This window comes from Actinomycetospora sp. NBRC 106375 (genome assembly GCF_030269665.1).
Lineage (GTDB): Bacteria > Actinomycetota > Actinomycetes > Mycobacteriales > Pseudonocardiaceae > Actinomycetospora.
Genome location: NZ_BSTS01000012.1, coordinates 141,014 through 166,602 on the forward strand (window position 1 = coordinate 141,014; position 25,589 = coordinate 166,602).

Sequence of the window (25,589 nt, forward strand, 5' to 3'; positions counted from 1 at the left end):
TCCTACGCCGGCAGGACCACGCGGCCGAGCTCGGCGGGTGCGGCGAGCAGGTCGTGGCGGGGCAGGACGCGCACGGTGTAGCCCAGGACGCCCGCGTGGGGCAGCGGGACGACGACCTCGAAGCGGTGCGAGCCGTCGTGGCCCGGGCCGATCGGGGTCATCGGCTCGACGACGGACTCCGAGAGCTCGTCGGCGTCGTCCGCGCGGCCCACCACGGCCTGGACGAGGACCTCGTCGGGGTCGAGCCCGCCGAGGGCGACCTCGGCGCGCACGGTCATCGGCGCGCCGAGCACCGGGGTGTCGGCTCCGCCGGAGGCGTCGACCTCGGCGACGGCCACCGACTGCCACGCCGCGTCGAGGCGGGCGCGGTAGGTGGCGAGCTCCTTGGCGCCCGCGAAGCCCTCGGCCACCACGCGCGCCGCCGAGCGGGCCGCCGGCGCGTACCACTGCTCGACGTAGTCGGTGACCATCCGCGTCGCCTGCACCTTCGGCGAGAGCGTCGCGAGCGTGTGCCGCACGAGCGCGGTCCAGCGGTCGGGCACGCCGTCGGCGCCGCGGTCGTAGAACAGCGGCGCGACCTGGGTGCCGAGCAGGTCGTAGAGGGCGTTGGCCTCGATGTCGTCGCGGCGGTCCGGGTCGTCGACGCCGTCGGCGGTCGGGATCGCCCAGCCGTTGCGGCCGTCGTAGAGCTCGTCCCACCAGCCGTCGCGCACCGAGAGGTTCAGCCCCCCGTTGAGCGCCGACTTCATGCCCGACGTCCCGCAGGCCTCGAGCGGGCGCAGCGGGTTGTTCAGCCACACGTCGCAGCCCCAGTAGAGATAGCGGGCCATCGACATGTCGTAGTCGGGGAGGAACGCGATGCGGTGGCGCACCGCGTTGTCGTCGGCGAACCGGACCATCTGCTGGATGAGGCCCTTGCCCGCCTCGTCGGCGGGGTGCGACTTGCCCGCGATCACCAGCTGCACCGGGCGCTCGGGGTCGAGCAGGATCGAGCGCAGCCGCTCCTGGTCGCGCAGCATCAGCGTCAGGCGCTTGTAGGTCGGCACGCGACGGGCGAAGCCGATCGTCAGCACGTCCGGGTCGAAGACGCGCTCGGTCCACGCGAGCTCGGGCTCGGACGCGCCGCGCTGCAGCCACGACGCGCGGACCCGGCGGCGGACCTCCTCCACGAGCCGCTTGCGCAGCGTCCCGCGCATCTCCCAGAGCAGGGCGTCGGAGACCCCGAACAGCTCGGGGCTGCCCGCCGCCTCGGCGCCCGCGGTCAGCCCGGCGATCTCGCGGGCGGTCCAGGTGGGGCCGTGGACGCCGTTGGTCACCGACCCGATCGGCACCTCGGGGGCGTCGAACCCGCCCCACAGCGACTGGAACATTCCCCGCGACACCTCGCCGTGCAGCTGCGAGACGCCGTTGGAGCGCTGCGCGAGGCGCAGGCCCATGTGGGCCATGTTGAACATGTCGCCGGCCGGTTCCCGGCCCAGCGTGAGCACACGGGTCGGCTCGATGCCCGGCAGCATGTCGGCGGTGAAGTAGTGCTCGACGAGCCCGATCGGGAACCGGTCGATGCCCGCCGGCACCGGCGTGTGGGTGGTGAAGACGGTGCCGGCGCGCACGGTCGCCAGCGCCTGGTCGAAGTCGAGGCCCGCGTCGGCCACCAGCTCGCGGATGCGCTCGAGGCCGAGGAAGCCCGCGTGCCCCTCGTTGGTGTGGAACACCTCGGGCGCCGGGTGGCCGCTCAGCGCGCAGAACGCGCGCACCGCCCGCACGCCGCCGATCCCGACGAGGATCTCCTGGCGAATCCGGTGCTCGGCGTCGCCGCCGTAGAGCCGGTCGGTGATCTGGCGCAGGTCGGGGTCGTTCTCCTCGATGTCCGCGTCGAGCAGCAGCAGCGGCACCCGGCCCACGGACGCCTGCCAGACGCGGGCGCGCAGCGTCCGCCCGCCGGGCATCGCCACGCCGATCAGCACCGGGGCGCCCGACGCCTCGGTGAGCAGGTGCAGGGGCAGGCCCTGCGGGTCGAGCGCCGGGTACTGCTCCTGCTGCCAGCCGTCGAGCGACAGCGACTGGCGGAAGTACCCGGATCGATACAGAAGGCCGACGGCGACCAGGGGGACCCCGAGATCGCTCGCGGCCTTGAGGTGGTCGCCGGCGAGGATGCCGAGCCCGCCCGAGTAGTTCGGCAGCACCTCGCTGACCCCGAACTCCATCGAGAAGTAGCCGACCGCCGAGGGGAAGCCGGCGGCGCCCCGCTGCTGGTACCAGCGCGGCTCGGACAGGTAGGCGCGCAGGTCGTCCGCCCGCTCCTGCACGCGGCCCACGAACGCGGCGTCCTCCGCGAGCTCGGCCAGCCGCTGCGGGCGCACCTCGCCGAGCAACCGGACGGGGTCGCCGCCGCTGGCCCGCCAGCTCGCCTCGTCGACGCTCGCGAACAGGTCCTGCGTGGGCCCGTGCCACGTCCAGCGGAGGTTCGTCGCCAGCTCCTGGAGGGGCGCGAGGGCGGCCGGGAGCTGGGCGCGGACGGAGAAGCGACGCAGAGCCTTCACGCGGGAGGAGACTACGGCGCGGCCACCGACGCGCCGTGCGGGCCCACCTGTCCTGGATCGATCCCTTGACTACGCTGCGTCGCGTGAGCGCGTTGGGGAGATGGTGGCGGTCCGGACGACGGGCGAACGACGCGGGGAAGCCCCCCGAGCACGACGCCGACCACGGTCCTGAGCAGGAGATGACGGCGCCGCGCGACGCCACCGGCGAGCAGCCGGTCGTCGGGTCGGACGGTGCCAGCGCACCGGCGTTCGAGCACGAGCCGACGTCGGAGTACCCGCCGCGGTACGACCCGCGCTACGACGACCGGCGGACCCCCACACACGACCCGGGGCACACCGAGATCACCACCGGGCCGCCGTCCGCGGGCTGGCTGCGGCGTCGCCGCGGGTGGGGCTCCGCCGACGACGTCGAGATCGGCCCGCCCCCGCCGCCGGACGCGCGCCCGACGACGGGTCCCTTCCCGGTCCCCGGCGGCTCCGCCGATCCCGCGTCCGGGTCCTTCCGCTCGCCCGGCGAGGCGGGTCCCCGCTCCGGACCGTTCCCGTCGCCCCACGCCGCCGGACCCTCGGGCCCCTTCGCGTCGCCCGATCCCGCCGACCAACCCGCGCCGCGCCCGTTCCCCGCGAACGGCTCCCCGCGGCCGGGTGGTCCGCCCCGCGGCGAGCCGACGCCGGGTCACGGGTTCCGGGCGGTCGGCGCCGACATGCCGGGCCTCGACGGCGGCTCCTCACCGGCGCCGACGCTCCCGCCGTGGCGGCGGCCGGCCACCCCGCCGTGGGGCATCGCCACCGGTCGTCCCTCGCGCGGTCCCTCGCCGACCCCGCGCGGCCCGGCCGCATCGAACCCGGCGGATCCGGGTAGCGGACGCGACATGAGCTCGCCGTCGGACCGCGAACCCGACCGGTCACCGGACCGGCCGGCGTCCCCGCCGCCCGCCCCGGACCGGACCCCGGACCGGCCCACCCCGCGCCCCGGGACCGACGGTGTGGCCGGCCGCCCGTCCCGGGCCGACGAGGCGTCGTGGTTCACGCCGCGGACGCCCTACGCGCCGGTGCCGCCCCGCCACACCACCGGCGAGCAGGGAGCGGACGAGACGCCCGCCCCGGTCGCTGCCGACGCCGCGACCCCGGATGAGCGGCCCTCTGGCGACACCGCGCCCTCCGGCGACACCGCTTCCGCCGGCGACACCGCTTCCGCCGACGACACCCCGTCCTCGGACACCGGGAGCCCGCCCGCCGACGACGCGGCCTTCGCGGTGGCCGCCGAGGAGTCCTCGGCGTCCGACGGATCCGCGGCCTCGGACGCCCCCGACGCCGCGCCCCCGGAAACCGATCCGGCTGACGAGCGCCCCGCCCCGGACCGCGACACCGGATGGCGCACCGCCGCCGGGATCGGTGCCGTCGGCCTGGGCGCCGCCGGGCTCGGTGCGGCCGCCCACGCCCGCGGCACCGACGACGCCGACCCGTCCGACGGCACCGACGTGTCCGCCCCGTCGAGCTCGTCGCGGCCCGGTGGCTGGAGCTCCGCCGGGTCCGCCGCGTCGCCGGGCTCCTCGATGTCGCCGGGCCCGTCGTCCTCGGGGTCCGGTGGGCCGTGGACGCGCCGTCCGGTCCCCGGCCCGCCCGCCGCCGCCGACGACCCCGGGACGACGACCGGCCCCGACGCCGGGACGGCGAGGGCGCCGCGGCACGGGCTGGGTGACGACGCCGACGCAGCACCCGTGTCCTCGGACCACGGTGCGGACCCCGACGAGGAGCACGCCACCACGACCGTGTCCCCGGGACACGGGCTCCCGGGATCGACCACGACCGGCTCGGCCACCGGCACCTCGTCCGGCGGGTCCGACGACGACGACCCGCTCGGGGTGGGACCGGTGGACGCCGACGCCGGCGACGACGTCCCGAGCCTCGCGCCGGAGCGCCCACGGGACGACGTCCCCGACTCCGACGCCGACAGCGCGCCCGCTTCCCGGCCGACGGTCGACGAGGACGCGCCGGGCGACCTGACGGCGCCCGACCCGACCGGCGCCGACGTCCCCGCGGAGGAGCCGGCCGGGGCGCCGTCCACCGACCCGAGCGAGGTCTCACCGACCGCGGCGGCAGCCGCCGTGGGGGCCACCGCCGTGGGGGCCACCGCCGTCGGCGCCACCGCCCTCGGAGCCGCCGCGGCGACGGCCACGCCCGACACGGCCACCCCCGACACGGCCACCCCCGACACGGCCTCGCGCGACGCAGCCACGCCCGGCACCACGGCCCCGCCGCCGCCGGTGACACCGACCCGCCGGCCGTCGACCCCCGCTGCGGGCATCCCCGCCGACGCCGTCGACCGGCACCGGCTGCCCGAGGGCCGGATCGGGATCGACGAGGTGACGCCGGAGGTCTCGGGCGGGCGGTTCCCGTCGAAGGCCGTGGTCGGCGAGGTCGTCCCGGTCGAGGCGACGGTGTGGCGCGAGGGCCACGACGCGGTCGCGGCAACCGTCGTGTGGCAGAAGTGCGGAGCGAGCCACGGGCAGGACCCCGACGCGACACAGCAACATTCTTCGGGCTCTTGCGGCGACCAGGCCCCGCGCAGCACGCGGATGGTGCCGACCGGGCCGCTGACCGACCGATTCGCCGGCCAGGTGGTCCCGGACGCCGAGGGCCTGTGGAGCTTCCGCGTCGACGCGTGGAGCGACCCCTGGGCGACGTGGCGGCACGCCGTCGACGTCAAGACCCGCGCCGGTCAGGGCAGCGCCGAGCTGGCCAACGACCTGGAGTCCGGCGCCCGGCTGCTCGAGCGCGGCGCCGAGGGCATCCAGCAGCGCCTGCGCGACACCCCGCGCCTCGCCGAGGACGACCCGGTCGATCTGGCCCGCCAAGCCGGTTCGACGGCGGCGGGGGGCAGCGAGAGGACCGGGGGCATCGCGATGCCGCCCGCGCTCGAGCTGGCGCGCACGCTCACCCGCGCCGCCGCCTCGCTGCGCGACACCGACAAGGACCTCGCCAGCCGCATCGGACCGGCGATGACCGCGCCGGTGCACCGCACGATGACCGAGCACCCGGTGCGGGAGCTGGTCACGGAGGGCCGCACGCACCACGTCCAGGTCGAGCGCTCGGTGGCGCTGGCCGGGGCCTGGTACGAGTTCTTCCCCCGCTCGACCGGCGGGTGGGACGAGGACGGGCACCCGGTGCACGGCACGTTCGCCACCGCGACCCGCGAGCTCGACCGCGCCGCGGCGATGGGCTTCGACATCGCCTACCTGCCCCCGATCCACCCGGTGGGCACGGTCAACCGCAAGGGCCCGAACAACACGCTGACGCCGGGGCCGGACGACGTCGGCTCGCCCTGGGCGATCGGTTCGGCCGCGGGCGGGCACGACGCGATCGACCCGAACCTCGGCACGATCGAGGACTTCGACGCGTTCGTCGCCCACGCCCACGACCTCGGGCTCGAGGTGGCGCTGGACCTCGCGCTGCAGTGCGCCCCGGACCACCCGTGGGCCGCGGAGCACCCGGAGTGGTTCACGATCCGGCCCGACGGGACGATCGCGTACGCCGAGAACCCGCCGAAGAAGTACCAGGACATCTACCCGGTCAACTTCGACACCGATCCCGAGGGGATCTACGCCGAGGTCCTGCGCGTCGTCCTGTACTGGATGGACCACGGCGTCCGCGTGTTCCGGGTGGACAACCCGCACACCAAGCCGCCGAACTTCTGGAACTGGCTGATCGCCGAGGTGCACCGCCGCGACCCGGGCGTCGTGTTCCTCGCCGAGGCGTTCACCCGTCCCGCGCGGCTGTTCGGGCTGGCGAAGGCCGGGTTCAGCCAGTCGTACACGTACTTCACGTGGCGGACCGGGCGCGACGAGCTGCGGGAGTTCTTCGAGCTGCACCGCGACCGGCTCGACGAGTGCCGACCGAACTGCTTCGTCAACACCCCGGACATCCTCCACGAGTCGCTGCAGGTGGGTGGCCCGGGCATGTTCGCGATCCGGGCGGCGCTCGCGGCGACGCTGTCGCCGAGCTGGGGGGTGTACTCGGGCTTCGAGCTGTTCGAGCACCAGCCGGTGCGCCCGGGCAGCGAGGAGTACCTGGACTCGGAGAAGTACCAGCTGCGCCCGCGGGACTTCGCCGGCGCGCTGGCCGAGGGCCGCAGCCTGGAGCCCTGGATCACGCGGCTGAACCAGCTGCGCCAGGCGCACCCGGCGCTGCGCCAGCTGCGGACGCTGCGGTTCCACGACACCGACAACGACGCGCTGCTCGCGTACTCGAAGACCGACCCCCTCACCGGGGACACGGTGCTCTGCGTCGTGACGCTGAACCCGTTCGGCGTCGAGGAGGGCACCGTCCACGTCGACATGCCGGCGCTGGGCCTGGACTGGCACGAGCGGTTCGGGGCGTTCGACGAGGTCAGCGGGCAGACGTTCGAGTGGGGCGAGGCGAACTACGTGCGCATCGAGCCCTGGCGCGACGTCGCGCACATCATCTCGGTGGTGCGCCGGTAGCGACCCTGTGCGCCCGCTGAGAAACCGGGCGCATCGGGCACGATCGGGGGCCGCGCGCCGTTGGACACGGTGAGAGCCATCGGGAGGTCTGAAGTGCGCATCCTCATCGCCCTCGCGGTCTACCTGGCCGTCGAGATCACCGTGCTGGTCCTGGTCGGCCAGGCCATCGGGTTCTGGGGCCTGCTCGGGGTCCTCGTCCTCTCCGCGGTCGTCGGCGCCTGGGCGATCAGGCGGGAGGGCCGCCGGTCGATGAGCGAGCTGGCCACGGCCGCGCGCTCGGGACGCCCGGCCGAGGCCGAGGTCGCCGACGGCATGTACGTCGCGCTCGCGGGCGTGCTGCTCGTCGTGCCCGGCCTGCTGTCGACGGTCGCGGCGCTCGTGCTGCTGGTGCCGGGGGTGCGCCGGGCCCTCGCCCGCCGCGCCGCCGACCGGGCGGTGCGCGCCGGGAGCGCCCGGATGGGCCCGGCGGTCACGGTCGTCGGCACCGGCGGGCCCGCCGGGTGGGGCGCGGGACCCGACGCGGGGCCGGGCCGCGCGCCGTATCGCGGCACCGTGATCGAGGGCCGGGTCATCGAGAGCGGCGAGGGCTCCTGATCCACACCGTCGGGCCCCGGACCGGTGCGGCGCGCCGCCCGGTTCGACCACTAGCGTGACGCCTGATGAACGAGGGAGTCAGCGCACCGGGCGACGAGCTCGTGGCGGACGACACGACACACGACACCAGCACCTACGACGCCCCGAGTGCCGCCGACTTCCGGCACGCGCGCACGCTGCCGGTCGAGGACGGCTGGTACAAGCGCGCGGTCTTCTACGAGGTGCTGGTCCGCGCGTTCGCCGACTCCAATCGTGACGGTTTCGGCGATCTCCCCGGGCTCACGGACAAGCTCGACTACCTCGCCTGGCTCGGCGTCGACTGCCTGTGGCTGCCACCGTTCTACGACTCCCCGCTGCGGGACGGCGGGTACGACATCCGCGACTACCGCAAGGTGCTCGGCGAGTTCGGCACCGTCGAGGACTTCGTCGAGTTCGTCGACCAGGCCCACGCGCGCGGCATCCGCGTCATCACCGACCTCGTCATGAACCACACGTCGGACCAGCACTTCTGGTTCCAGGAGTCGCGGCGCGACCCGGAGGGGCCCTACGGCGACTTCTACGTGTGGTCCGACGACGACACCCGCTGGCCCGAGGCGCGGATCATCTTCGTCGACACCGAGTCGTCGAACTGGACCTACGACTCGGTGCGCGGGCAGTTCTACTGGCACCGCTTCTTCTCCCACCAGCCGGACCTCAACTTCGACAACCCGGCCGTGTGCGAGGCGATGATCGACGCGCTGCGGTTCTGGCTCGACCTCGGCATCGACGGGTTCCGCCTCGACGCCGTGCCCTACCTCTACGAGCGCGACGGCACCAACGGCGAGAACCTCCCGGAGACCCACGCGTTCCTGCGCCGGGTCCGCAAGGTCGTCGACGACGAGTACCCCGGCCGGGTGCTGCTCGCCGAGGCGAACCAGTGGCCCGCCGACGTCGTGGAGTACTTCGGCGACGCCGACGCGGGCGGCGACGAGTGCCACATGGCGTTCCACTTCCCGCTGATGCCGCGCATCTTCATGGCGGTGCGGCGCGAGTCGCGCTTCCCGATCTCGGAGATCCTCGCGCAGACACCGGCGATCCCCCACAACGCGCAGTGGGGCATCTTCCTGCGCAACCACGACGAGCTGACGCTCGAGATGGTCACCGACGACGAGCGCGACTACATGTACGCGGAGTACGCCAAGGATCCGCGGATGAAGGCCAACATCGGCATCCGCCGGCGCCTGGCCCCGCTGCTCGACAACGACCGCAACCAGCTCGAGCTGTTCACGGCCCTGCTGCTCTCGCTGCCCGGCAGCCCCGTCCTCTACTACGGCGACGAGATCGGGATGGGCGACAACATCTGGCTCGGCGACCGCGACGGCGTCCGCAGCCCGATGCAGTGGACGCCGGACCGCAACGCCGGCTTCTCCACCTGCGACCCGGGGCGGCTCAACCTCCCCGTGATCATGGACCCGGTCTACGGCTACCAGGCGGTGAACGTCGAGGCGCAGTCGAACTCGACGGCGAGCCTGCTGCACTGGAACCGCCGCATGATCGACATCCGCAAGCAGCACCCCGCGTTCGCGCTCGGGAGCTTCCACGAGCTCGGCGGCTCCAACTCGAGCGTGCTCGCCTACGTCCGCGAGCACGCGGGCGCCGACGGGGCCCGCGACGTCGTGCTCTGCGTCAACAACATGTCGCGCTTCCCCCAGCCGGTGGAGCTCGACCTCATCGCGTGGAAGGGCGAGGTCCCCACCGAGCTCACGGGCGGTGTGCCGTTCCCGGCGATCGGGGAACTGCCCTATCTGTTGACCCTTCCGGGTCACGGGTTCTACTGGTTCGCCATCCATCCGGCCCAGGAGCGCTGATGCCCGCCACGAGCCCCGACGGGGCCCCGCCGAACCCTGGCGACCCGCTCGTCGGACTGCACGACGACCTGCTCGCCTGGCTGCCCACGCAGCGCTGGTTCCCGGCGAAGGGCCGCGAGATCGCGGGCCTGCGCACGGTGGCCCACACGGTGGTCTCCACCCCGGGCGAGCTGCCCACGGTCGAGCACGCGGTCGTCGGCGTGTCCTTCACCGACGGGACCGGCAGCGCCGAGGAGCGCTACCAGCTCGTCCTGGGGGTGGCGGCGAGCCCGCCGGGCGACGTCGAGTACGCGGTCATCGGGCGGCGGCGCACGCCGGACGGCGGCGACGAGGTCGTCTACGACGGCCTGGCCGACGGGCGGATCAGCCGGCTGTTCCTGGCGCTGATCACCTCCGACGCCACGCGCGGCACCCTGCACTTCGTGCCCGAGCCGGGCACCGAGATGCCGATCGTCGGCCCGGGACGTCCCTTGCTCGGGGAGCAGTCGAACAGCTCGGTGATCTACGGCGAGCGCGCGATCATGAAGCTCTTCCGGCGCGCCACGGCCGGGCTCAACCCGGACCTCGAGCTGCACCGGGCGCTCGGGCGCCAGGGCAGCGTCGAGGTCGCGCCGCTGCTCGGCGCGGTCGAGGGCGAGCTGGACGGCGAGCCGATGGTCGTGGCGATGCTGCAGTCGTACGCGGCGAACTCCGCGGACGGCTGGTCGATGGCCCTGACCAGCGTGCGCGACCTGCTCGCCGAGGCCGATCTGCGGCCCGACGAGGTCGGCGGCGACTTCGCCGGCGAGGCCCGCCGCATCGGCAAGACCGTCGGCTCGGTCCACCGCGAGCTCGCCGCCGCCCTGGGCTCGGGCCCCCTCGACGGCGACGGGGCGGCGGAGATCGAGGCGTGGATGCTCGCGCGCCTCGACCACGCCGCGGAGGCGACCGAGGGCGTCCGCGAGCAGCGCGACGCCATCGCGGCCGTGCTGCGCGGGGTCGCCACGGCGGGCCCGTCGACGGTGCAGCGCATCCACGGCGACCTGCACCTGGGCCAGGAGCTGCGCACCCCGACCGGCTGGCTCGTCATCGACTTCGAGGGCGAGCCCTCGAAGTCGCTCGCCGACCGCACGCGTCCCGACTCCCCGATGCGCGACGTCGCGGCGATGCTGCGCTCGTTCGACTACGCCGCGTTCCACCAGCTCTCGGACTGGGAGCAGTCCGCCGACGAGGCGGACCCGCAGCTCGAGCGCCGGGCGCAGGAGTGGGCCGACCGCAACCGGTCCGCGTTCTGCGACGGCTACGCCGAGGTCACCGGCACCGACCCGCGCGACAACCCGGCCCTGCTGCGGGCCTACGAGCTCGACAAGGCGGTGTACGAGGTGCTCTACGAGACCCGCAACCGCCCGACCTGGGTGTCGATCCCGCTGCGGTCCATGCGCCGCCTGCTGACCGACACCGGAGCGGCCCGCCGCTGACCCCCTGACCGGCGGGCGTGGGACCCCGCCGCCAGGGGTAGTCCGCCCGATACTTCTTCCGACCTCGAGGAGCCCGTGAGCGTGCCCGCCGTCCCCGCCCACCGGAGCGTCACCGTCGCGCCGTCCGACCTCGACGTCCACCTGCTGATGGAGGGCTCGCACCGCGACCCCCACGGGGTGCTGGGGCCGCACCGCGACCCGCAGTCCCCGGGCACGGTCGTCGTGCGGGCCCTGCGTCCCGGCGCCGACGCCGTCGACGTCGTGGTCGACGACGGCCCCACCGCCGGTCGCTACCCGCTCGCCGAGGTGCACGCCGCGGGGGTGTTCGCCGCCGGCGTGCCCGGCCCCCTGCCGCGCTACCGCCTCGCGACGCGCCGCACCGACCCGGTCACCGGCGAGACCGTCGAGACGATCACCGACGACCCCTACCGGTTCTCCCCGGTGCTCGGGCCGGTCGACCTGCACCTCATCGGCGAGGGCCGCCACGAGCGGCTGTGGGACGCGCTCGGCGCCCACTTCCGTCGCTGGCCGACGCCGTCCGGGCCCGTCGAGGGCACCTCGTTCGCGGTGTGGGCTCCCCACGCCCGCGGGGTGCGCGTGTGCGGCGACTGGGACGGCTGGGACGGCACGGCGACGCCGATGCGCGCGCTGGGCTCCGGGGTCTGGGAGCTGTTCGTGCCGGGCCTGGGCGACGGCACCCGCTACGGGTTCCGGATCCTCTCGCCGGACGGGCACTGGCTGGACAAGGCCGACCCGATGGCGTTCGCCGCCGACCTGCCGCCCACGCCGGCGTCGGTCGTCACCACGTCGACCCACGAGTGGGCCGACCAGGAGTGGATGACCCGGCGGGACGCGTCGCGACCGCACGCCGAGCCCATGAGCATCTACGAGCTCCACCTGGGCTCGTGGCGCCAGGGTCTGACCTACCGGGAGCTGGCCGACGAGCTCGCCGAGTACCTCACCGTCTCCGGTTTCACCCACGTCGAGCTGCTGCCCGTCGCCGAGCACCCCTTCGGCGGCTCGTGGGGCTACCAGGTCAGCTCGTACTACGCGCCGACCTCGCGCTTCGGCAGCCCGGACGACTTCCGCTACTTCGTCGACCGCCTGCACCGCGCGGGCATCGGCGTGCTCGTCGACTGGGTGCCGGCGCACTTCCCCAAGGACGAGTGGGCGCTCGCGCGCTTCGACGGCACCCCCTGCTACGAGCACGGCGACCCGCGCCGCGGCGAGCAGCTCGACTGGGGCACGCTCGTGTTCGACTTCGGGCGCTCGCAGGTGCGCAACTTCCTCGTCGCCAACGCGCTGTACTGGCTCGACGAGTTCCACATCGACGGGCTGCGCGTCGACGCCGTCGCCTCGATGCTCTACCTCGACTACTCGCGGCCCGACGGCGGCTGGACGCCCAACCGCTACGGCGGCCGGGAGAACCTCGAGGCGGTGTCGTTCCTCCAGGAGGTCAACGCCACCGTCTACAAGAACCACCCGAGCGCGGTGACGATCGCCGAGGAGTCGACGGCCTGGCCCGGCGTCACGCGCCCGACGCACCTCGGCGGGCTCGGGTTCGGCTTCAAGTGGAACATGGGCTGGATGCACGACACGCTCGACTACGTCGGGCGCGACCCGGTGCACCGCGGCTACCACCACAACCAGATGACGTTCTCGATGACCTACGCGTACAGCGAGAACTACGTGCTGCCGCTCTCGCACGACGAGGTGGTGCACGGCAAGGGCTCGCTGTGGACGCGCCAGCCCGGCGACGACGAGCGCAAGGCCGCGGGCGTGCGCGCGCTGTTCGGCTTCATGTGGGCGCACCCGGGCAAGCAGCTGGTGTTCATGGGCGGCGAGTTCGGCCAGGTCCGCGAGTGGTCCGAGGAGCGCTCGCTGGACTGGGAGCTGCTCGACGACCCGCGCCACGGGGGCCTCCGCCGGCTCATGGGCGACCTCAACGCCGCCTACCGCTCGCTGCCGCCGATGTACGAGCTCGACATCGACCCGGCCGGCTTCTCGTGGATCGACGCCAACGACGCGACCGGCAACGTCCTGTCGTTCCTGCGCTTCGACCAGGCAGGCAACGCCGTCGCCTGCCTGGTCAACTTCTCCGGGGTCGACCATCCGAACTACCGCGTCGGGCTGCCGTCGGCGGGCCGCTGGCGCGAGGTGGTCAACACCGACGCCGAGATCTACGGCGGGCGCGGGGTCGGCAACTACGGTGCGGTCATCGCGACCTCGTCGCCGTGGCACGGCCGGCCCGCCTCGGCCGAGGTGACGCTGCCGTCGTCGGGCGTGCTGTGGCTCGCGCCGGCGTGACGGATGTGGCTCCTGTGATTCGCCGATCGTCACCCACGCGGGGCACGTCGCGGGCATGATGTCGCGCGTGCGGGGATCGCTGCGGGCGTCGATCGTGATCTGTGCCGTCCTCGCCGCCCTGGTCACGTCGGCCTGCGCGTTCCCGCAGGACGGGCGGGCCGTCGCCGGGCCGGAGGTCACGGCGGGCATCGACCCCTCCTTCGTCCAGGGCACCGACGGCAGCGACCAGGACCGGCTCGCCGCCGCCGTGCTGCGCGACCTCGAGGGCTACTGGGGCCAGACGTTCCCGACGCTCCCGGGCGGCCAGCCGTTCGCCCCGTTGAAGGGCTACTACTCGGTCGACCCCTCGGGACGCAGCGGGCGCGCCCCGGCGGTGCCGTGCCTGCGCAACCCGCGCGAGGTCGAGGGCACCGCCTTCTACTGCCCGGACTCCGACATCATCGCGTGGGACCGGGCGGGCCTGCTGCCGCAGCTGCGGCGTGAGTTCGGCGACGCGGCGGTCGTCGTCGTGATCTCTCACGAGTTCGGGCACAGCGTCCAGCAGCGCCTCGACCGCGACGGCACGCTGCGCTCGGCGCCGACGATCGTGCTGGAGGCCCAGGCCGACTGCTACGCAGGTGTCTTCCTGCGGCGCGTCCGCGACGGCTCCCTGCCCGACCTGCGCACCGGTGTCGACGGCATCGACGGCGCGATGGGCGCGCTGATCACCTTCCGCGACCCGGTGGGCACGTCCCCGCGCAACGCCGACGCCCACGGGAACGCGTTCGACCGGGTCACGTCGTTCCAGGACGGGTTCGACGGCGCGCCCGCCACCTGCGCGGGCATCACCCAGGACCGCACCTTCACCCAGCAGTCCTTCCGGTCCGCCGACGACGAGAACTCCGGCGGCAACCTCGGGCTCGACCCGCTGATCCGGTCCATGCAGCCCGACCTCGACCGCTTCTTCGGCGGGCTCGTGCGCCAGCGCGGCGGGCAGTGGGCGACGCCCGGCTCCGAGCGGGGGCGCGCGACGTGCGGTGACAGCGGCGACGACGAGGTGCAGGGCCCGGTCGCCTGGTGCGCAACACCGTCGGCGGTGCACATCGACACCTCCGGCACCCTCGCCGCCGACCACGCCCGCATCGGCGACTACGCCACCGGCACCCTGCTGGCCTCCCGCTACGGCACCGCCGCCCTCGCCGCGATGGGGAAGCCGACCACGGGCGCCGAGGGCGGGCGCGCCGCCCTGTGCCTCGCCGGGGCCTACAGCGCCGCGGTGGGCACGGGCGGCAGCGGCTTCGCCCTCTCCCCCGGCGACCTCGACGAGGCCGTGACCCTGCTGCTGCGCGAGGACACCGCCTCCCGCGGCACCGACGGCGTCGCGGCCGCGGGCACCGGCTACGAACGCATCCGCGTCTTCCGCGCCGGCGTCGACCAGGGCGCCGACGCGTGCCTGCGAGGCGTCTGAGGTTTGTCAGCGAAGTGCCGTCACGGACACTGAGCGTCCGTATCGGTACTTCGATCACTCACCGGCCACGGCCGGCGGGCGATCAGTACAGCGCGCGGGCCAGGGCGCGGCGGGCCGTGGTGACGCGCTCGTCCTCGGTGCCGAAGAGCTCGAACAGCTCGACGAGGTGGGTGCGGGCGCGGTCGCGGTCGTCGCCCGCGGTGCGCGACACGGTCTGCACGAGCCGGTCGAAGGCCCCGGCGACATCCGAGGTCGCCAGCTGCGCGTCCGCGGCGGCGATCTGGGCGTCGACGTCGTCCGGCGCGGCGTCGGCGCGGGCGATCGCCGACGGGTCGGCGGACTCGGCGCGCTGGAGGAACTTCACCTGCGCGAGCGCCGCCTGCGCCTCGGCGTGGTCGGGCTCGCTCGCGAGGATCGTCTCGTAGGCCTGGGTCGCCGCGGCGTAGTCGCCGCGCTCGAGGGCCTCCTCGGCGGCGACGATGCGCGGGTCGTCGGGCTCCTCGACCGGTTCCTCGACCACACCGGCGCCCCCACCGCGCGCCTCGGCCTCGGCGATGCCGGGCATCTGGTCGCGCAGCGCGTCGAGCAGCTGGGCGATCCACTGGCGCAGCTGCGGCTCGGGCTGGGCGCCCTGGAACTGGGTCACGGGCTGGCCGCCGGCGACGACGACGACCATCGGGATCGACTGCGCCTGGAACGCCTGCGCGATGCGCGGGTTGGCGTCGACGTCGATCTTCGCGAGCACCCACGCGCCGCCGCCCTCGGCGGCGAGCTTCTCCAGCACCGGCGAGAGCTGCTTGCACGGCTGGCACCAGTCGGCCCACAGGTCGACGACGACCGGGACCTCGTTGGAGCGGTCGATCACCTCGGCCTGGAAGGAGGCCTCGTCGACGTCGATGACGGTGACCGGGGCACCGCCGCCGGCGCCACCGGCGGGCGGTCCGCCCGCGGCGGGGTCGACGGGGCCGGCGGGCCGCTGCTGCGCGGCGCCCGACGTCCGGGCCTCGGCGCGGGCCTTCAGGCCGGACAGGTCGACAGCCCCGGCCATCGCCGAGGACAGAGCTGCGGCCTGGGCCGCCTGGCGTGAATCGGGACGTGCCACGGAGCCAAGTCTGCCACCTGGGGGTGGCGGGCGACTCAGGCCCGGACCCAGCCCGGACTCAGCCCCGCAGGCGCTCCTCGACGCGCGCGACCTTGGCCTCCATCTGGCCCGTGTGGCCGGGCCGGATGTCGGCCTTGAGCACGAGCGAGACCCGCGAGCCGTACCGTCCGGCGGCCTCGGTCGCGCGGCGCACGACGTCCATGACCTCGTCCCACTCGCCCTCGACCGAGGTGAACATCGAGGAGGTCTCGTGCGGCAGGCCGGACGCGCGCACGACGCGGACCGCGGCGGCCACCGCCTCGGAGACCGACCCGTCCTCGGCCGGTGCCCCGTCGACCCCGACGCCGGACGGGGACACGCTGAACGCCACGATCACGGCCGCCAGCCTGCCACGGATCCACTGCTAGGTTCGGGCCCGTCATGACCGCGTCCACGCCGCTGCCGTTCGACCCGATCGCACGGGCCGCGTCGATCTGGGGCGAGCGGATCGGCGAGCCCCGCGCGATGGCCGCCGTCACCAGCGTCATGCGCGTCCAGCAGATCCTCCAGCAGGCGGTCGACGGGGCGCTGCGCGCGCACGGGCTGACGTTCGCCCGGTACGAGGCGCTGGTGCTGCTGCGGTTCTCGCGGGCGGGGTCGCTGCCGATGCGGATCATGGGCGAGCGGCTCCAGCTGCACCCCACCTCGATCACCAACATCGTCGACCGCCTGCAGGGCTCCGGCCTCGTCGCCCGCCGTCCGCACCCCACCGACGGGCGGACGACGCTCGTGGAGATCACCGACGCCGGCCGCGAGCTGTGCGCGGCGGCCACCGCCGCGGTCACGGCGATCGACTTCGGCCTCGTCGGGCTCGACGAGGAACAGACCGAGACGCTCACGGGCCTGCTCTCGCGCGTGCGTCACGCTGCGGGCGACTTCGCCTGAGCCGACCGCAGCACCCCGGCCTCGAGGTGCCGGACCTCGTCGACGAGGTCGAGCCCCTCGCCACGGTGGGCCAGCAGCACGACGGTCCGGCCGGTCCCCGCGTCGAGCAGGTCGGCGATCAGCTCGCGCGCGGTGGCCGGGTCGAGTCCCTCGGTCGGTTCGTCGAGCACGAGCACCGCCGGATCGGCGAGCAGCGCGCGGGCCGTGGCCAGGCGCCGGCGCTCGCCGCCCGACACCGACCCGGCGTCCAGCCAGGTGTCGAGGCCGTCGGGCAGCCCGTCGAACCAGATCCCGAGCCGGACGCGGCGCAGGACGGCGACGAGCGCGGCGTCGTCGGCGTCGGGGGCGGCGAAGCGCAGGTTCTCGCGGACGGTCGTGGCGAAGACGTGGTCGTGCTCGCCGACGAGGGCCACCGCGCGGCGCCAGGCGTCGCCCGGGACCGTGGCCGCGTCGACGCCGCCGAGGCTCACGGTGCCGTGGCGCGGGTCGAGCAGGCGCAGCAGGACCGCGGCGAGCGTCGACTTGCCCGACCCCGAGGCCCCGGTGACTCCGAGCCGCCGGCCGGCGGGGAGGTCGAGGTCCAGGCCGCGCAGCGCGGGCGTCGCGCCCCAGCCGGCGGTGAGGTCGCGGACGCGGAGGTCGCCGCGCCGGACGCCGCGGGCCCGCGCCGGCTCGGTGGCGGGCGGCGCCGGGTCCTCGAGGGCCGCGAGGCGGGCACGCGCCCGCCGGCCCCGCACCACGGCGGCGGCCGCCGCGGGCAGCCCGAGGACGGTCTCGCCGAGCGCGAGCGGCGCGAGCACGGCGACGGCGGCGAGCTCCGGCGACGCGCTCGCGGGCGCCGCCAGGGCCGCGGCGACCGCGGCGGCGCCGAGCCCGAGCTGGGCGAGCATGCCGGCGAACGCCCCGCCGGCTGCGTCCCGCCGCCGGGCGCGGGCGAGGGCAGCGGCCCGCGCCCGGGGGACGGCGTGCAGGGCATCCCGCGCCGCGAGCTCGTCGCGGGCGGCGTGGGTCTCGACCACCGCGGCGCGCAGGGCGTCGGTGCCCTCCTCGACCGCGGGCGCCGCCCGACGCGCGGCCACCGCGGCGACCAGTGGCGCGACGACCACCGTGACCGCCAGCCCGGGCAGCAGCGCGCCCGCGAGGGCCGGGCTCGCCAGCGCGGCGGCGCCGAGCAGCACCGGCAGCGCGAGCGCCGCGACGGCCAGCGGCAGCACCCCGCGGACCAGGCCGTCGAGGCGGACGTCGACGTCGTCGACCACCCGCGCCAGCAGGTGACCCCGCCGGCCCGCGACCGCACCCGGCACCCGCGGCACGAGCGCCGCGACGACCCGCCGGCGCCACCGCACCACCCGCGCGAGCCCGTCGGCGTGCGCCGCGACGCGCTCGAGGTGCCGCAGCACCGGCCGCGCGATCGCGAACCCGCGCACCGCGACCACGGCGATCGAGAGGACGAGGATCGGCGGCTGCGCCGCGGCGCGGGCGATGAGCCACGCCGCCGCGGCGGTCAGCGCGACGCCCGCCACCGCCGCCCCCGCGCCCAGCAGCACCGCGATCGGGAGCCCGCGCCGCGTCCGGGGTTCGCGTGATGGTGCAGCGAACGGGCGGTTCGCTGCTTCTATGCGCGCAAAGTCCCCGTTCGCGGCGGAGCTCGGCGCCGCGACGTCGTCCGCTCGGGGTGGCGGAGCGAGGGCGTCCTTCGCTGCGTCCGAGGCAGCGAGGGCGTCCCTCGCGCCGACCGGGACCTCGCCCGCCGTCGCCGCGGACGCGGAGTTCCGACGCATAGAGGCAGCGAACAGCGCGTTCGCTGCATCCACGCCCGACGCCGCGAGGTCCACCACACGGTCGGCGGCGGCGCGCAGGGCGGAGCGGTGGGCGACGGCGAGGACGAGGGCGCCGCGACCCGCGAGCTCCCGGAGCTCGGCCACGACCGCACGCTCGGTGTCGGTGTCGAGGTGCGCCGTGGGCTCGTCGAGCAGGACGACGGCGCCGACGGGGTCGCGGGCGGCGTCGCCGAGCACGGCGGCGAGGGCGAGGCGGCGGCGCTGGCCGGACGACAGGGAGCGGCCGGCCTCGGCGAGGGGTGTCGACGGGTCGAGCGGAAGGCCGAGACGACCCAGGAGCGACGGCGGCGCCTCCTCCAGCGCCTCGCCCACCGTCGCGGCGTGCGGCAGCTGCGGGTCCTGGCCGAGCACGAGGAGCCGCCCGTGCACGTCGACCGAGCCCGTGGCGTCGGCCGCATCGTCGAGCGTCCCGGACAACGCGCGCAGCAGCGTCGTCTTGCCCGCCCCGGACGGCCCGGCGACGACGAGCAGCTCCCCGCCCTCGGCGTCCAGGGCCGGCACCGCCGGGGTTGCGGAGAGACGGCCGGGATGCCGGACGGCGAGGTCGCGCACCCGGACGTGCGCCCGCCCGTCGGCGACGGCACGCACGAGCCCCGAGGGGACGGCCGGCGCCAGCAACGCGTCCCGCTCGTCGAGCACCGCGGTCGCCCGCGCGGTGTCGTGGAACCGGGCCCCGGCCTCGCGCAGCGGACGGTGGGCCTCGCCGGCCAGGAGGATCGCGACCAGCGCGGGCCACAGCGCCATCGCGCCCTCCACCAGGCGCACCCCGGCGCCGACCGCGACGAGCCCGACCGAGAGCGTCCCGAGCAGTTCCAGCGCCGTCGAGGACAGGAACGCCACGCGCAGGACCCGGACGGACGCCGCGCGGTGCCGCTCGCCGAGGTCGGTGACGGTGTCGACCGCCCGGTGGGCGCGCCCGAACAGCCGCAGCGTCGCCAGGCCGGCGACGGTGTCGAGGAAGTGACCGGCGAGGCGCTCTCCGGCCGCCCACTCCCGGCGTGCGCGGGCACGGGCCGCCCAGCCGAGCAGCACCGCGAACACCGGCACCAGCGGCAGCGTGACGGCCACGACCAGCGCGGAGGTCGGGTCGGCGAGCGCCAGCACCACGAGCACCGCCGGTGGCAGCACGACCGCCAGCACGAGCGCGGGCAGGGTCGCGGTGAACCAGCCCCGCAGCGCGTCGACCCCGTGCGCGGCGAGCGGCACCACGGCGGGCGCGTCGGCGTGGGCGAGGTGACCGAGCAGCCGCTCGCGCTCCCGTTCCACCACCTGCTCGCCGGTGCGCGCCGCGAGCCACGGCCCGAGCCAGGCGAGCCCCGCCCGGAGGACCACGACGAGGGCCAGCACCGCGATCGCCGCGTGCGGCACCACCCCGGGCCCGGTCACCAGCGCGGTCACGACCGACGCCGCCGCCAGCGCCGCCGCCACCGTGCCCGCGGCCTGCGCGACGCCGACGAGCACCAGCCCGAGCACCCCGGGCCACGCGCCGCGGGACAGCGCGAGCAGCCGGGGGTCCACCGGCCCCCGGGTGGGGCTCCGCCCTGCTTCGTCGCCCGAGGTCACGTCGCCACCCGCTCGCTCGCCACCCGGCGCCGGAACACCCAGTACGAGAACGCCTGGTACGCGACGACACCGGGCAGGACGACCACCGCGGCGACCGTGATCAGCCGCAGCGCGCCGGGGCTCGCGGCCGCCCCGTCGACGGTCAGCGAGAACGCCGGATCCAGCGTGCTCGGCAGCACGACCGGGAGGTGTGACGCCAGGACGGCGACGGCCCCGCCGGCCACGGCGACCGACGCCGCGGCGAACGCGAGCACCTCACGACGCAGGGCCACCAGGGCGGCGACCACCGCCACGCCCACCAGCCACCACGGCTCCAGGAACGCCACGACCAGCGCCGCGGGCACCAGCGCCCCCAGCGCTGCGATCCGGGCCCGCGCGCGCAGCGGGCCGGTCGTGCGCAGCCCGAGGAACGTCGCCCCCTGCACGAGGGCGACGGCGACCCCGAGCACGGCGCCGAGCAGCGCAGGCCCCGACACCAGCGGCGCCAGCGACCGCGCCAGGCCGGCACCGGCGACCTCCCCGTCCGCGCCGAGCGCGAGGCCGGTCGCGAGGACGCCCAGCACCGCACCCCACAGCGCCGCGACCAGCACCGACGACGTCGCGAGCACGGCGTCGCACACCGCGCGCCATCGCGCCGTCCCGCCCTTACCGCGGAACTCGATCGCCACCCCGCGAGCGGCCAGCGCGAGCAGGATCAGCACGAACGGCAGGTAGAGCCCGCTCATCAGGGCCGCGTACCAGTCCGGGAACGCGGCGAACGTGACGCCGACGGCGGCCACGAGCCACACCTCGTTGCCGTCCCAGACCGGGCCGATGGTCGTGACGCCCGCGGACCGCTCGTGGTCGTCGCGCCCGAGCACGCCCGCGAGCACCCCGACGCCGAAGTCGAAGCCCTCGAGCGCGAAGAACAGCACCCAGCAGGTGATCGCCAGCGCGAACCAGAGGGTCGGGAGGTCCACGTCGATCTCCTCAGTACGCAGGGACGAGGGGGCGGTCGGACGGCTCGGGCTCCGCGACGGCCGGTTCGTCCTCCGCCGTCCGCGCGACCCGGAGCACCAGGCGCACCCAGACGACCGCGAGCACGCCGTAGACCAGCGCGAAACCGGCCAGGGAGGCGACGATCTCGACCGGCGTGAGCCCCGGCGAGACGCCGTCGGCGGTGCGGAAGAGCCCGAAGACCAGCCACGGCTGGCGGGCTGTCTCGGTGAACAGCCACCCGGCGGTGGCGGCGAGCGCGGGCAGCACCGGGACGGTCCAGAGCAGCCGGAGGAGCCACCGGTCGACGACGTGGCCCGCGGACAGCTCCCCGCCGCGCCGCAGCCGCCACAGGACCCACGCGGCCACGACCGTCGCCAGCACCCCGAAGCCGATCATGAAGCGGAAGCTCCAGTAGGCCATCGGCACCACCGGGACGTAGTCGCCCGGGCCGAACTGCGCGACGTACTGCGCCTGCAGGTCGTCGATGCCCTGGACCGTGCCGGTGAAGGTGCCGGTGGCCACGAACGAGAGCAGCCACGGCACGTCGAGGCTGAAGAACGGCTCCTTCGCGCCCGGTGCGCCGACCGCGAACAGCGAGAACGGCGCCCCGGACTGCGTCGCGTACAGGGCCTCGGCCGCGGCCATCTTCATCGGCTGGACCGCGGTCATGACCTTGCCCAGCAGGTCGCCGGTCAGGGCCACCGCGGCGCCGGACACGAGCGTCGTCCACGCCCCGACCCGGGTCAGGCGCACCCACTGCCCCGCGGTGTCCCCCCGCCGCATCCGGTACGCCCCGATCGCCAGCAGCAGCGCACCCCCGCCGGCGAACGCCCCGGCGACGGTGTGCGGGAAGGCGGCGAGCACGACCTCGTTGGTCAGCAGGTCGGCGAAGCTGCCGAGGCGCGCGCGGCCGGTGGCGGGGTCGAGCGTGTAGGCCACCGGGTTCTGCATGAACGCGTTCGCCGCGAGGATGACGTAGGCCGAGAGGAGCGTGCCGACCGCGACGATCCAGATGGTCGCCAGGTGCAGCGCGGGGCGCAGCCGTCCCGCGCCGAACCACCAGAGGCCCAGGAACGTGGCCTCCAGGAAGAAGGCGAGCATCCCCTCGATCGCCAGCGTCGGCCCGAAGACGTCGCCGTAGAACCGGGCGAAGGCCGACCAGGAGAGCCCGAACTGGAACTCCTGCACGAGCCCGGTCACGACACCGACCGCGAACGTGATCATGAGGAGCTTGCCCACGAGCAGGGTCAGCCGCTGCCACCGCGCGTCGCCGGTCCGATGGGACAGGGTCGCGAGCAGCGCCGTCAAGGTCGACAGCGAGATCGACAGCGGGACGAACAGGTAGTGGTACACGGTCACGACGGCGAACTGCAGTCGGGACAGCTCCAGTGCGGTCACGACGACCTCCCGTACCTACGACGCTGCGTCGTATGTACGACCAAGCGTAGTACGACGACTTGCGTTGGCAAGGGGATCCACGGCTAGGATGCGTGACGTGGCCCTGGGTGAGCTGGAGCGCGCGGTGATGGCGCAGCTGTGGGCCGCTCCCGGCCCGTTGACGGTCCGCGAGGTGCACGAGGGCCTCGAGCGGGAGCTCGCGTACACGACGGTGATGACGGTGCTCGGCCGGCTGGCCAAGAAGGGCGTCGTGCGCCAGGAGCGGGACGGCAAGGCCTACCGCTACGTCGCGGCCTCGACGCGCGAGCAGATGGCGGCCTCGCTCATGCTCGACGCGCTCGGCGACGTCGGCGAGGACCGCACCGCCGCGCTGGTGGCGTTCGTCGACCGCGTGGGTCCCGAGGAGGCCGCGGCCCTGCGGGCGGCCCTGCAGACCGGGCCTCCCCCACCCGCCGTGATCCCCGAGGTCCCCGAACCGCGTCACGACGGCGAGGATCGCGGCCCCGAGTCGTGATCTCGGCCGCATCGGGACCAGACTGATCGGTCATGGCCTCGGTGTGGCTGGCCGTGCTGGCGCTCGTGCTGGCCGGCCCCGTCCCCTCGGTACTGGCGCGCGCCCACTGGCCGCAGCGCGTCCCCCGGGCCGCCATCGTCCTGTGGCAGGCGATCGCCCTCGCCGCCGTGCTCGCCGCCGTGGGCAGCGCGCTCGCCGCGCCCGAGGAGCTGCTGCGTGCCCTGGGGCCCGAGGAACGCCGCGGGACCCCGATGGTCGTCGCCGTGGCGGTCGCCGCGACCCTCGCCGGCCTCATCGTGCTGCGCCTGCTCGGCGTGCTCGTGATGCTCGCCGTGCGCACCCGCCGGCGCCGCTCCCGGCACCGGGACATGGTCGACCTGCTCGACCGCGCCGAGCGCAGCGCCGCGGTCGGCGGGATCGGGGCGAAGACCGTCCTGCGCGTCCTCGACGGCGCGGTCCCGTTCGCCTACTGCCTGCCCGGGCGGGCGCCCCGGGTGGTCGTCACCGACGGCGCGCTCGACACCCTCGACGACGAGGAGCTGCGCGCCGTCCTCGCCCACGAGCAGGCACACCTCGACGCCCGCCACGACCTCGTCCGCGAGGGCTTCGTCGCCCTGCACCAGGCCTTCCCCGTGCTCGTGCGCAGCCGCCAGGCCCGCGACGCCGTGGGTCTGCTGCTCGAGATGCTCGCCGACGACGCCGGCCGGGCGCGATGCTCGGACGCCGCCATGGCCGGGGCGCTCGAGGCGTTCGTGGCCACCGGGGACACCGAGGTCGCCGCCCGCCTCGAACGCGTCCGGGCCCGGCGCTGCGGCGGCCGCGCCCTGGCCACGGGCACCTACCTCGTCGCCGCCGCGGTCGTCGTCGTCCCGACGGTCGCCGTCGTCATCCCCTGGCTCTCCGCGGCCCTGCCGGCGGCCGGCCTCCTGCGCTGACCCGCCGCGAACGGGGACTTCGCGCGCGTAGAAGCAGCGAGCAGCACGTTCGCTGCGACCAGTGACGTCAGCCCCGCACCGAGGCCACGACCTCGTCGGCGGCGGCGAAGGGGTCCAGCGCGCCGTCGACGACCCGCTCGGCCAGGGCGTCGAGGGCGGTCGAGCCGGCCAGGGACCGGATGCGGGCGCGCAGGTCGGCGAGGGCGATCGCCTCGATCTCGGCGCGGGCGCGGCGGCGGGGGCCCTCGCCGAGGCGGTCGTGGTCGGCGAGGAAGGTGTGGTGGTCGTCGAGCGCGGCGACGAGGTCGTCGATCCCCTGCCCGGACGACGCGACGGTGCGCACGACCGGCACGCGCCACGACGGGCCCTTCTCCACGCGGTTGAGCCGCATCATGTGCTGCAGCTCGCGCACGGTGGCGTCGGCGCCGTCCCGGTCGGCCTTGTTGACGGCGAAGACGTCGGCGACCTCGAGGATCCCGGCCTTCGCCGCCTGCACGCCGTCACCCATCCCGGGGGCCAGGAGCACGACCGTCGTGTCGGACAGGGCGACGACCTCGACCTCCGACTGCCCGACCCCCACCGTCTCGACCAGCACGACGTCGCAGCCGGCCGCGTCGAGCACCCGCAGCGCCTGCGGGGTGGCGGCCGCGAGGCCCCCGAGGTGCCCGCGGGTGGCCATCGACCGGATGAACACGCCCGGGTCGGTCGCGTGCTCGCTCATCCGCACCCGGTCACCCAGCAGGGCGCCGCCGGAGAAGGGCGAGCTGGGGTCGACGGCGAGCACGCCGACGCGTCTCCCGTCGGCGCGCAGGGCCGTGACCAGTGCCGACGTCGTCGTCGACTTGCCGACGCCGGGCGAGCCCGTGAGTCCCACGACCCGGGCGTGGCCGGTGTAGGGGGCCAGCGCCGCCGCGAGCTCGCGCAGGCGCGGGCTCGCGTCCTCCACCAGCGAGACGAGCTTGCCCACCGCGCGGGGCACGCCCTCGCGGGCGTCGGCGACGAGCCGCTCCAGGTCCTCCACGGCGCGGCAGGCTACCGATGCCGGCCCCGATCGCCCGTGCTTGGTAAATCGAGCGTGCGCTGCGTCACGGAGCGGACACTTCGATTCAGATGGTTACCCTGCCCGCCATGGCAACCGAGCTCCTGGCCGACAGCGGCATCACCACGATCGACCACGTGGGGATCGCCGTACCCGACCTCGATGCGGCCATCGCCTGGTACGCCGAGAACCTCGGCCTGGTGGCCACCCACCAGGAGACGAACGGCGATCAGGGAGTGCGTGAGGCGATGCTGCACGCACCCGGTGATGACGCCGGCCCCGCGGTCCAGCTGCTGGCGCCGCTCGACGATTCATCGACGATCGCCAAGTTCATCGACCGCAACGGGCCCGGCCTCCAGCAGGTGGCCTACCGGGTGACCGACATCGAGAAGAGCACGGCGACCCTGCGGGAGAAGGGCCTGCGCCTGCTCTACGACGCCCCCCGGCGAGGGACGGCGGGCTCGCGCGTCAACTTCGTGCACCCGAAGGACGCCGGCGGCGTGCTCGTCGAGCTCGTCGAGCCGGCCACCGACCACTAGGACCGACCCGCTCACACCCCGGTCCCCAGGACTGTTACCGGTCGGTAGCCTCGCGCCACCGCACCACACCCGGAGGCAAG

General features: G+C 75.2%; 17 protein-coding genes. 10 read left to right on the top strand and 7 right to left on the bottom strand.

Annotated features, from left to right (window positions below; all coding sequences use genetic code 11):
* Window positions 1–2 precede the first annotated feature (2 nt).
* Window positions 3–2,540, bottom strand: a complete 2,538-nt coding sequence (gene glgP, locus QSK03_RS20890) for an alpha-glucan family phosphorylase (RefSeq protein WP_285656140.1) — start codon at window positions 2,538–2,540, stop codon at window positions 3–5.
* 1,556 nt (window positions 2,541–4,096) lie between these two features.
* Between glgP and QSK03_RS20895 the strand changes: the two genes are divergently transcribed.
* The 6 genes from QSK03_RS20895 (at window position 4,097) to QSK03_RS20920 (ending at window position 14,676) form a co-directional block, all read left to right on the top strand.
* Entirely contained in the window at window positions 4,097–7,024 is a 2,928-nt protein-coding gene (locus tag QSK03_RS20895) for an alpha-1,4-glucan--maltose-1-phosphate maltosyltransferase (RefSeq protein ID WP_502872205.1), read from the top strand.
* A gap of 93 nt (window positions 7,025–7,117) precedes the next feature.
* The gene (locus QSK03_RS20900) at window positions 7,118–7,618 is read left to right on the top strand and encodes an FxsA family protein (RefSeq protein WP_285656143.1); all 501 of its coding nucleotides are present in this window, start codon (window positions 7,118–7,120) and stop codon (window positions 7,616–7,618) included.
* 65 nt (window positions 7,619–7,683) lie between these two features.
* The gene (gene treS / locus QSK03_RS20905) at window positions 7,684–9,465 is read left to right on the top strand and encodes a maltose alpha-D-glucosyltransferase (protein WP_285656146.1); all 1,782 of its coding nucleotides are present in this window, start codon (window positions 7,684–7,686) and stop codon (window positions 9,463–9,465) included.
* Window positions 9,465–10,922: a maltokinase N-terminal cap-like domain-containing protein gene (locus tag QSK03_RS20910; protein ID WP_285656149.1), complete on the top strand. Its 1,458-nt coding sequence runs from the start codon at window positions 9,465–9,467 to the stop codon at window positions 10,920–10,922. The genes treS and QSK03_RS20910 overlap by 1 nt, the downstream gene beginning before the upstream one ends.
* Before the next feature lie 81 nt (window positions 10,923–11,003).
* Window positions 11,004–13,229 carry a 1,4-alpha-glucan branching protein GlgB gene (gene glgB / locus QSK03_RS20915; protein ID WP_502872206.1) on the top strand — a complete coding sequence of 742 codons (2,226 nt, stop codon included), beginning with the start codon at window positions 11,004–11,006 and terminating at the stop codon, window positions 13,227–13,229.
* Between the two features lie 67 nt (window positions 13,230–13,296).
* The gene (locus QSK03_RS20920) at window positions 13,297–14,676 is read left to right on the top strand and encodes a neutral zinc metallopeptidase (RefSeq protein WP_502872203.1); all 1,380 of its coding nucleotides are present in this window, start codon (window positions 13,297–13,299) and stop codon (window positions 14,674–14,676) included.
* Between the two features lie 82 nt (window positions 14,677–14,758).
* Here the strand turns inward: QSK03_RS20920 and QSK03_RS20925 are convergent, their stop codons facing one another.
* Both QSK03_RS20925 and QSK03_RS20930 read right to left on the bottom strand, forming a co-directional pair.
* Complete coding sequence (locus QSK03_RS20925; protein ID WP_285656393.1) at window positions 14,759–15,724, bottom strand: tetratricopeptide repeat protein; 966 nt, start codon at window positions 15,722–15,724, stop codon at window positions 14,759–14,761.
* Between the two features lie 112 nt (window positions 15,725–15,836).
* Entirely contained in the window at window positions 15,837–16,154 is a 318-nt protein-coding gene (locus QSK03_RS20930) for a thiamine-binding protein (RefSeq protein ID WP_285656152.1), read from the bottom strand.
* 44 nt (window positions 16,155–16,198) lie between these two features.
* Between QSK03_RS20930 and QSK03_RS20935 the strand changes: the two genes are divergently transcribed.
* Window positions 16,199–16,702, top strand: a complete 504-nt coding sequence (locus QSK03_RS20935) for a MarR family winged helix-turn-helix transcriptional regulator (RefSeq protein WP_285656155.1) — start codon at window positions 16,199–16,201, stop codon at window positions 16,700–16,702.
* Here QSK03_RS20935 and cydC read toward each other — a convergent pair.
* Genes cydC through QSK03_RS20950 form a run of 3 tightly spaced genes read right to left on the bottom strand, consistent with a single transcriptional unit; the run spans window position 16,678 to window position 22,482 of the window.
* Complete coding sequence (cydC, locus tag QSK03_RS20940; RefSeq protein ID WP_285656158.1) at window positions 16,678–20,106, bottom strand: thiol reductant ABC exporter subunit CydC; 3,429 nt, start codon at window positions 20,104–20,106, stop codon at window positions 16,678–16,680. The genes QSK03_RS20935 and cydC overlap by 25 nt on opposite strands.
* Complete coding sequence (cydB, locus tag QSK03_RS20945) at window positions 20,103–21,065, bottom strand: cytochrome d ubiquinol oxidase subunit II (RefSeq protein ID WP_285656161.1); 963 nt, start codon at window positions 21,063–21,065, stop codon at window positions 20,103–20,105. Before cydB ends, cydC begins: the two co-directional genes overlap by 4 nt.
* A 10-nt stretch (window positions 21,066–21,075) precedes the next feature.
* Entirely contained in the window at window positions 21,076–22,482 is a 1,407-nt protein-coding gene (locus QSK03_RS20950) for a cytochrome ubiquinol oxidase subunit I (RefSeq protein ID WP_285656164.1), read from the bottom strand.
* An 88-nt stretch (window positions 22,483–22,570) separates the two neighbouring features.
* Here QSK03_RS20950 and QSK03_RS20955 point away from each other — a divergent pair, with 88 nt between their 5' ends.
* Both QSK03_RS20955 and QSK03_RS20960 read left to right on the top strand, forming a co-directional pair.
* On the top strand, window positions 22,571–22,996 hold the full coding sequence (locus QSK03_RS20955; protein ID WP_285656166.1) for a BlaI/MecI/CopY family transcriptional regulator: 426 nt from the start codon (window positions 22,571–22,573) through the stop codon (window positions 22,994–22,996).
* A gap of 32 nt (window positions 22,997–23,028) precedes the next feature.
* A complete protein-coding gene (locus QSK03_RS20960) occupies window positions 23,029–23,931 on the top strand; it encodes a M56 family metallopeptidase (RefSeq protein WP_285656168.1) in 903 nt (300 codons plus the stop codon).
* A gap of 67 nt (window positions 23,932–23,998) precedes the next feature.
* Here the strand turns inward: QSK03_RS20960 and meaB are convergent, their stop codons facing one another.
* The gene (gene meaB, locus QSK03_RS20965) at window positions 23,999–24,952 is read right to left on the bottom strand and encodes a methylmalonyl Co-A mutase-associated GTPase MeaB (RefSeq protein WP_285656171.1); all 954 of its coding nucleotides are present in this window, start codon (window positions 24,950–24,952) and stop codon (window positions 23,999–24,001) included.
* A 107-nt stretch (window positions 24,953–25,059) separates the two neighbouring features.
* Here meaB and mce point away from each other — a divergent pair, with 107 nt between their 5' ends.
* The gene (mce, locus tag QSK03_RS20970) at window positions 25,060–25,509 is read left to right on the top strand and encodes a methylmalonyl-CoA epimerase (protein WP_285656173.1); all 450 of its coding nucleotides are present in this window, start codon (window positions 25,060–25,062) and stop codon (window positions 25,507–25,509) included.
* The last annotated feature ends 80 nt before the right edge of the window (window positions 25,510–25,589 follow it).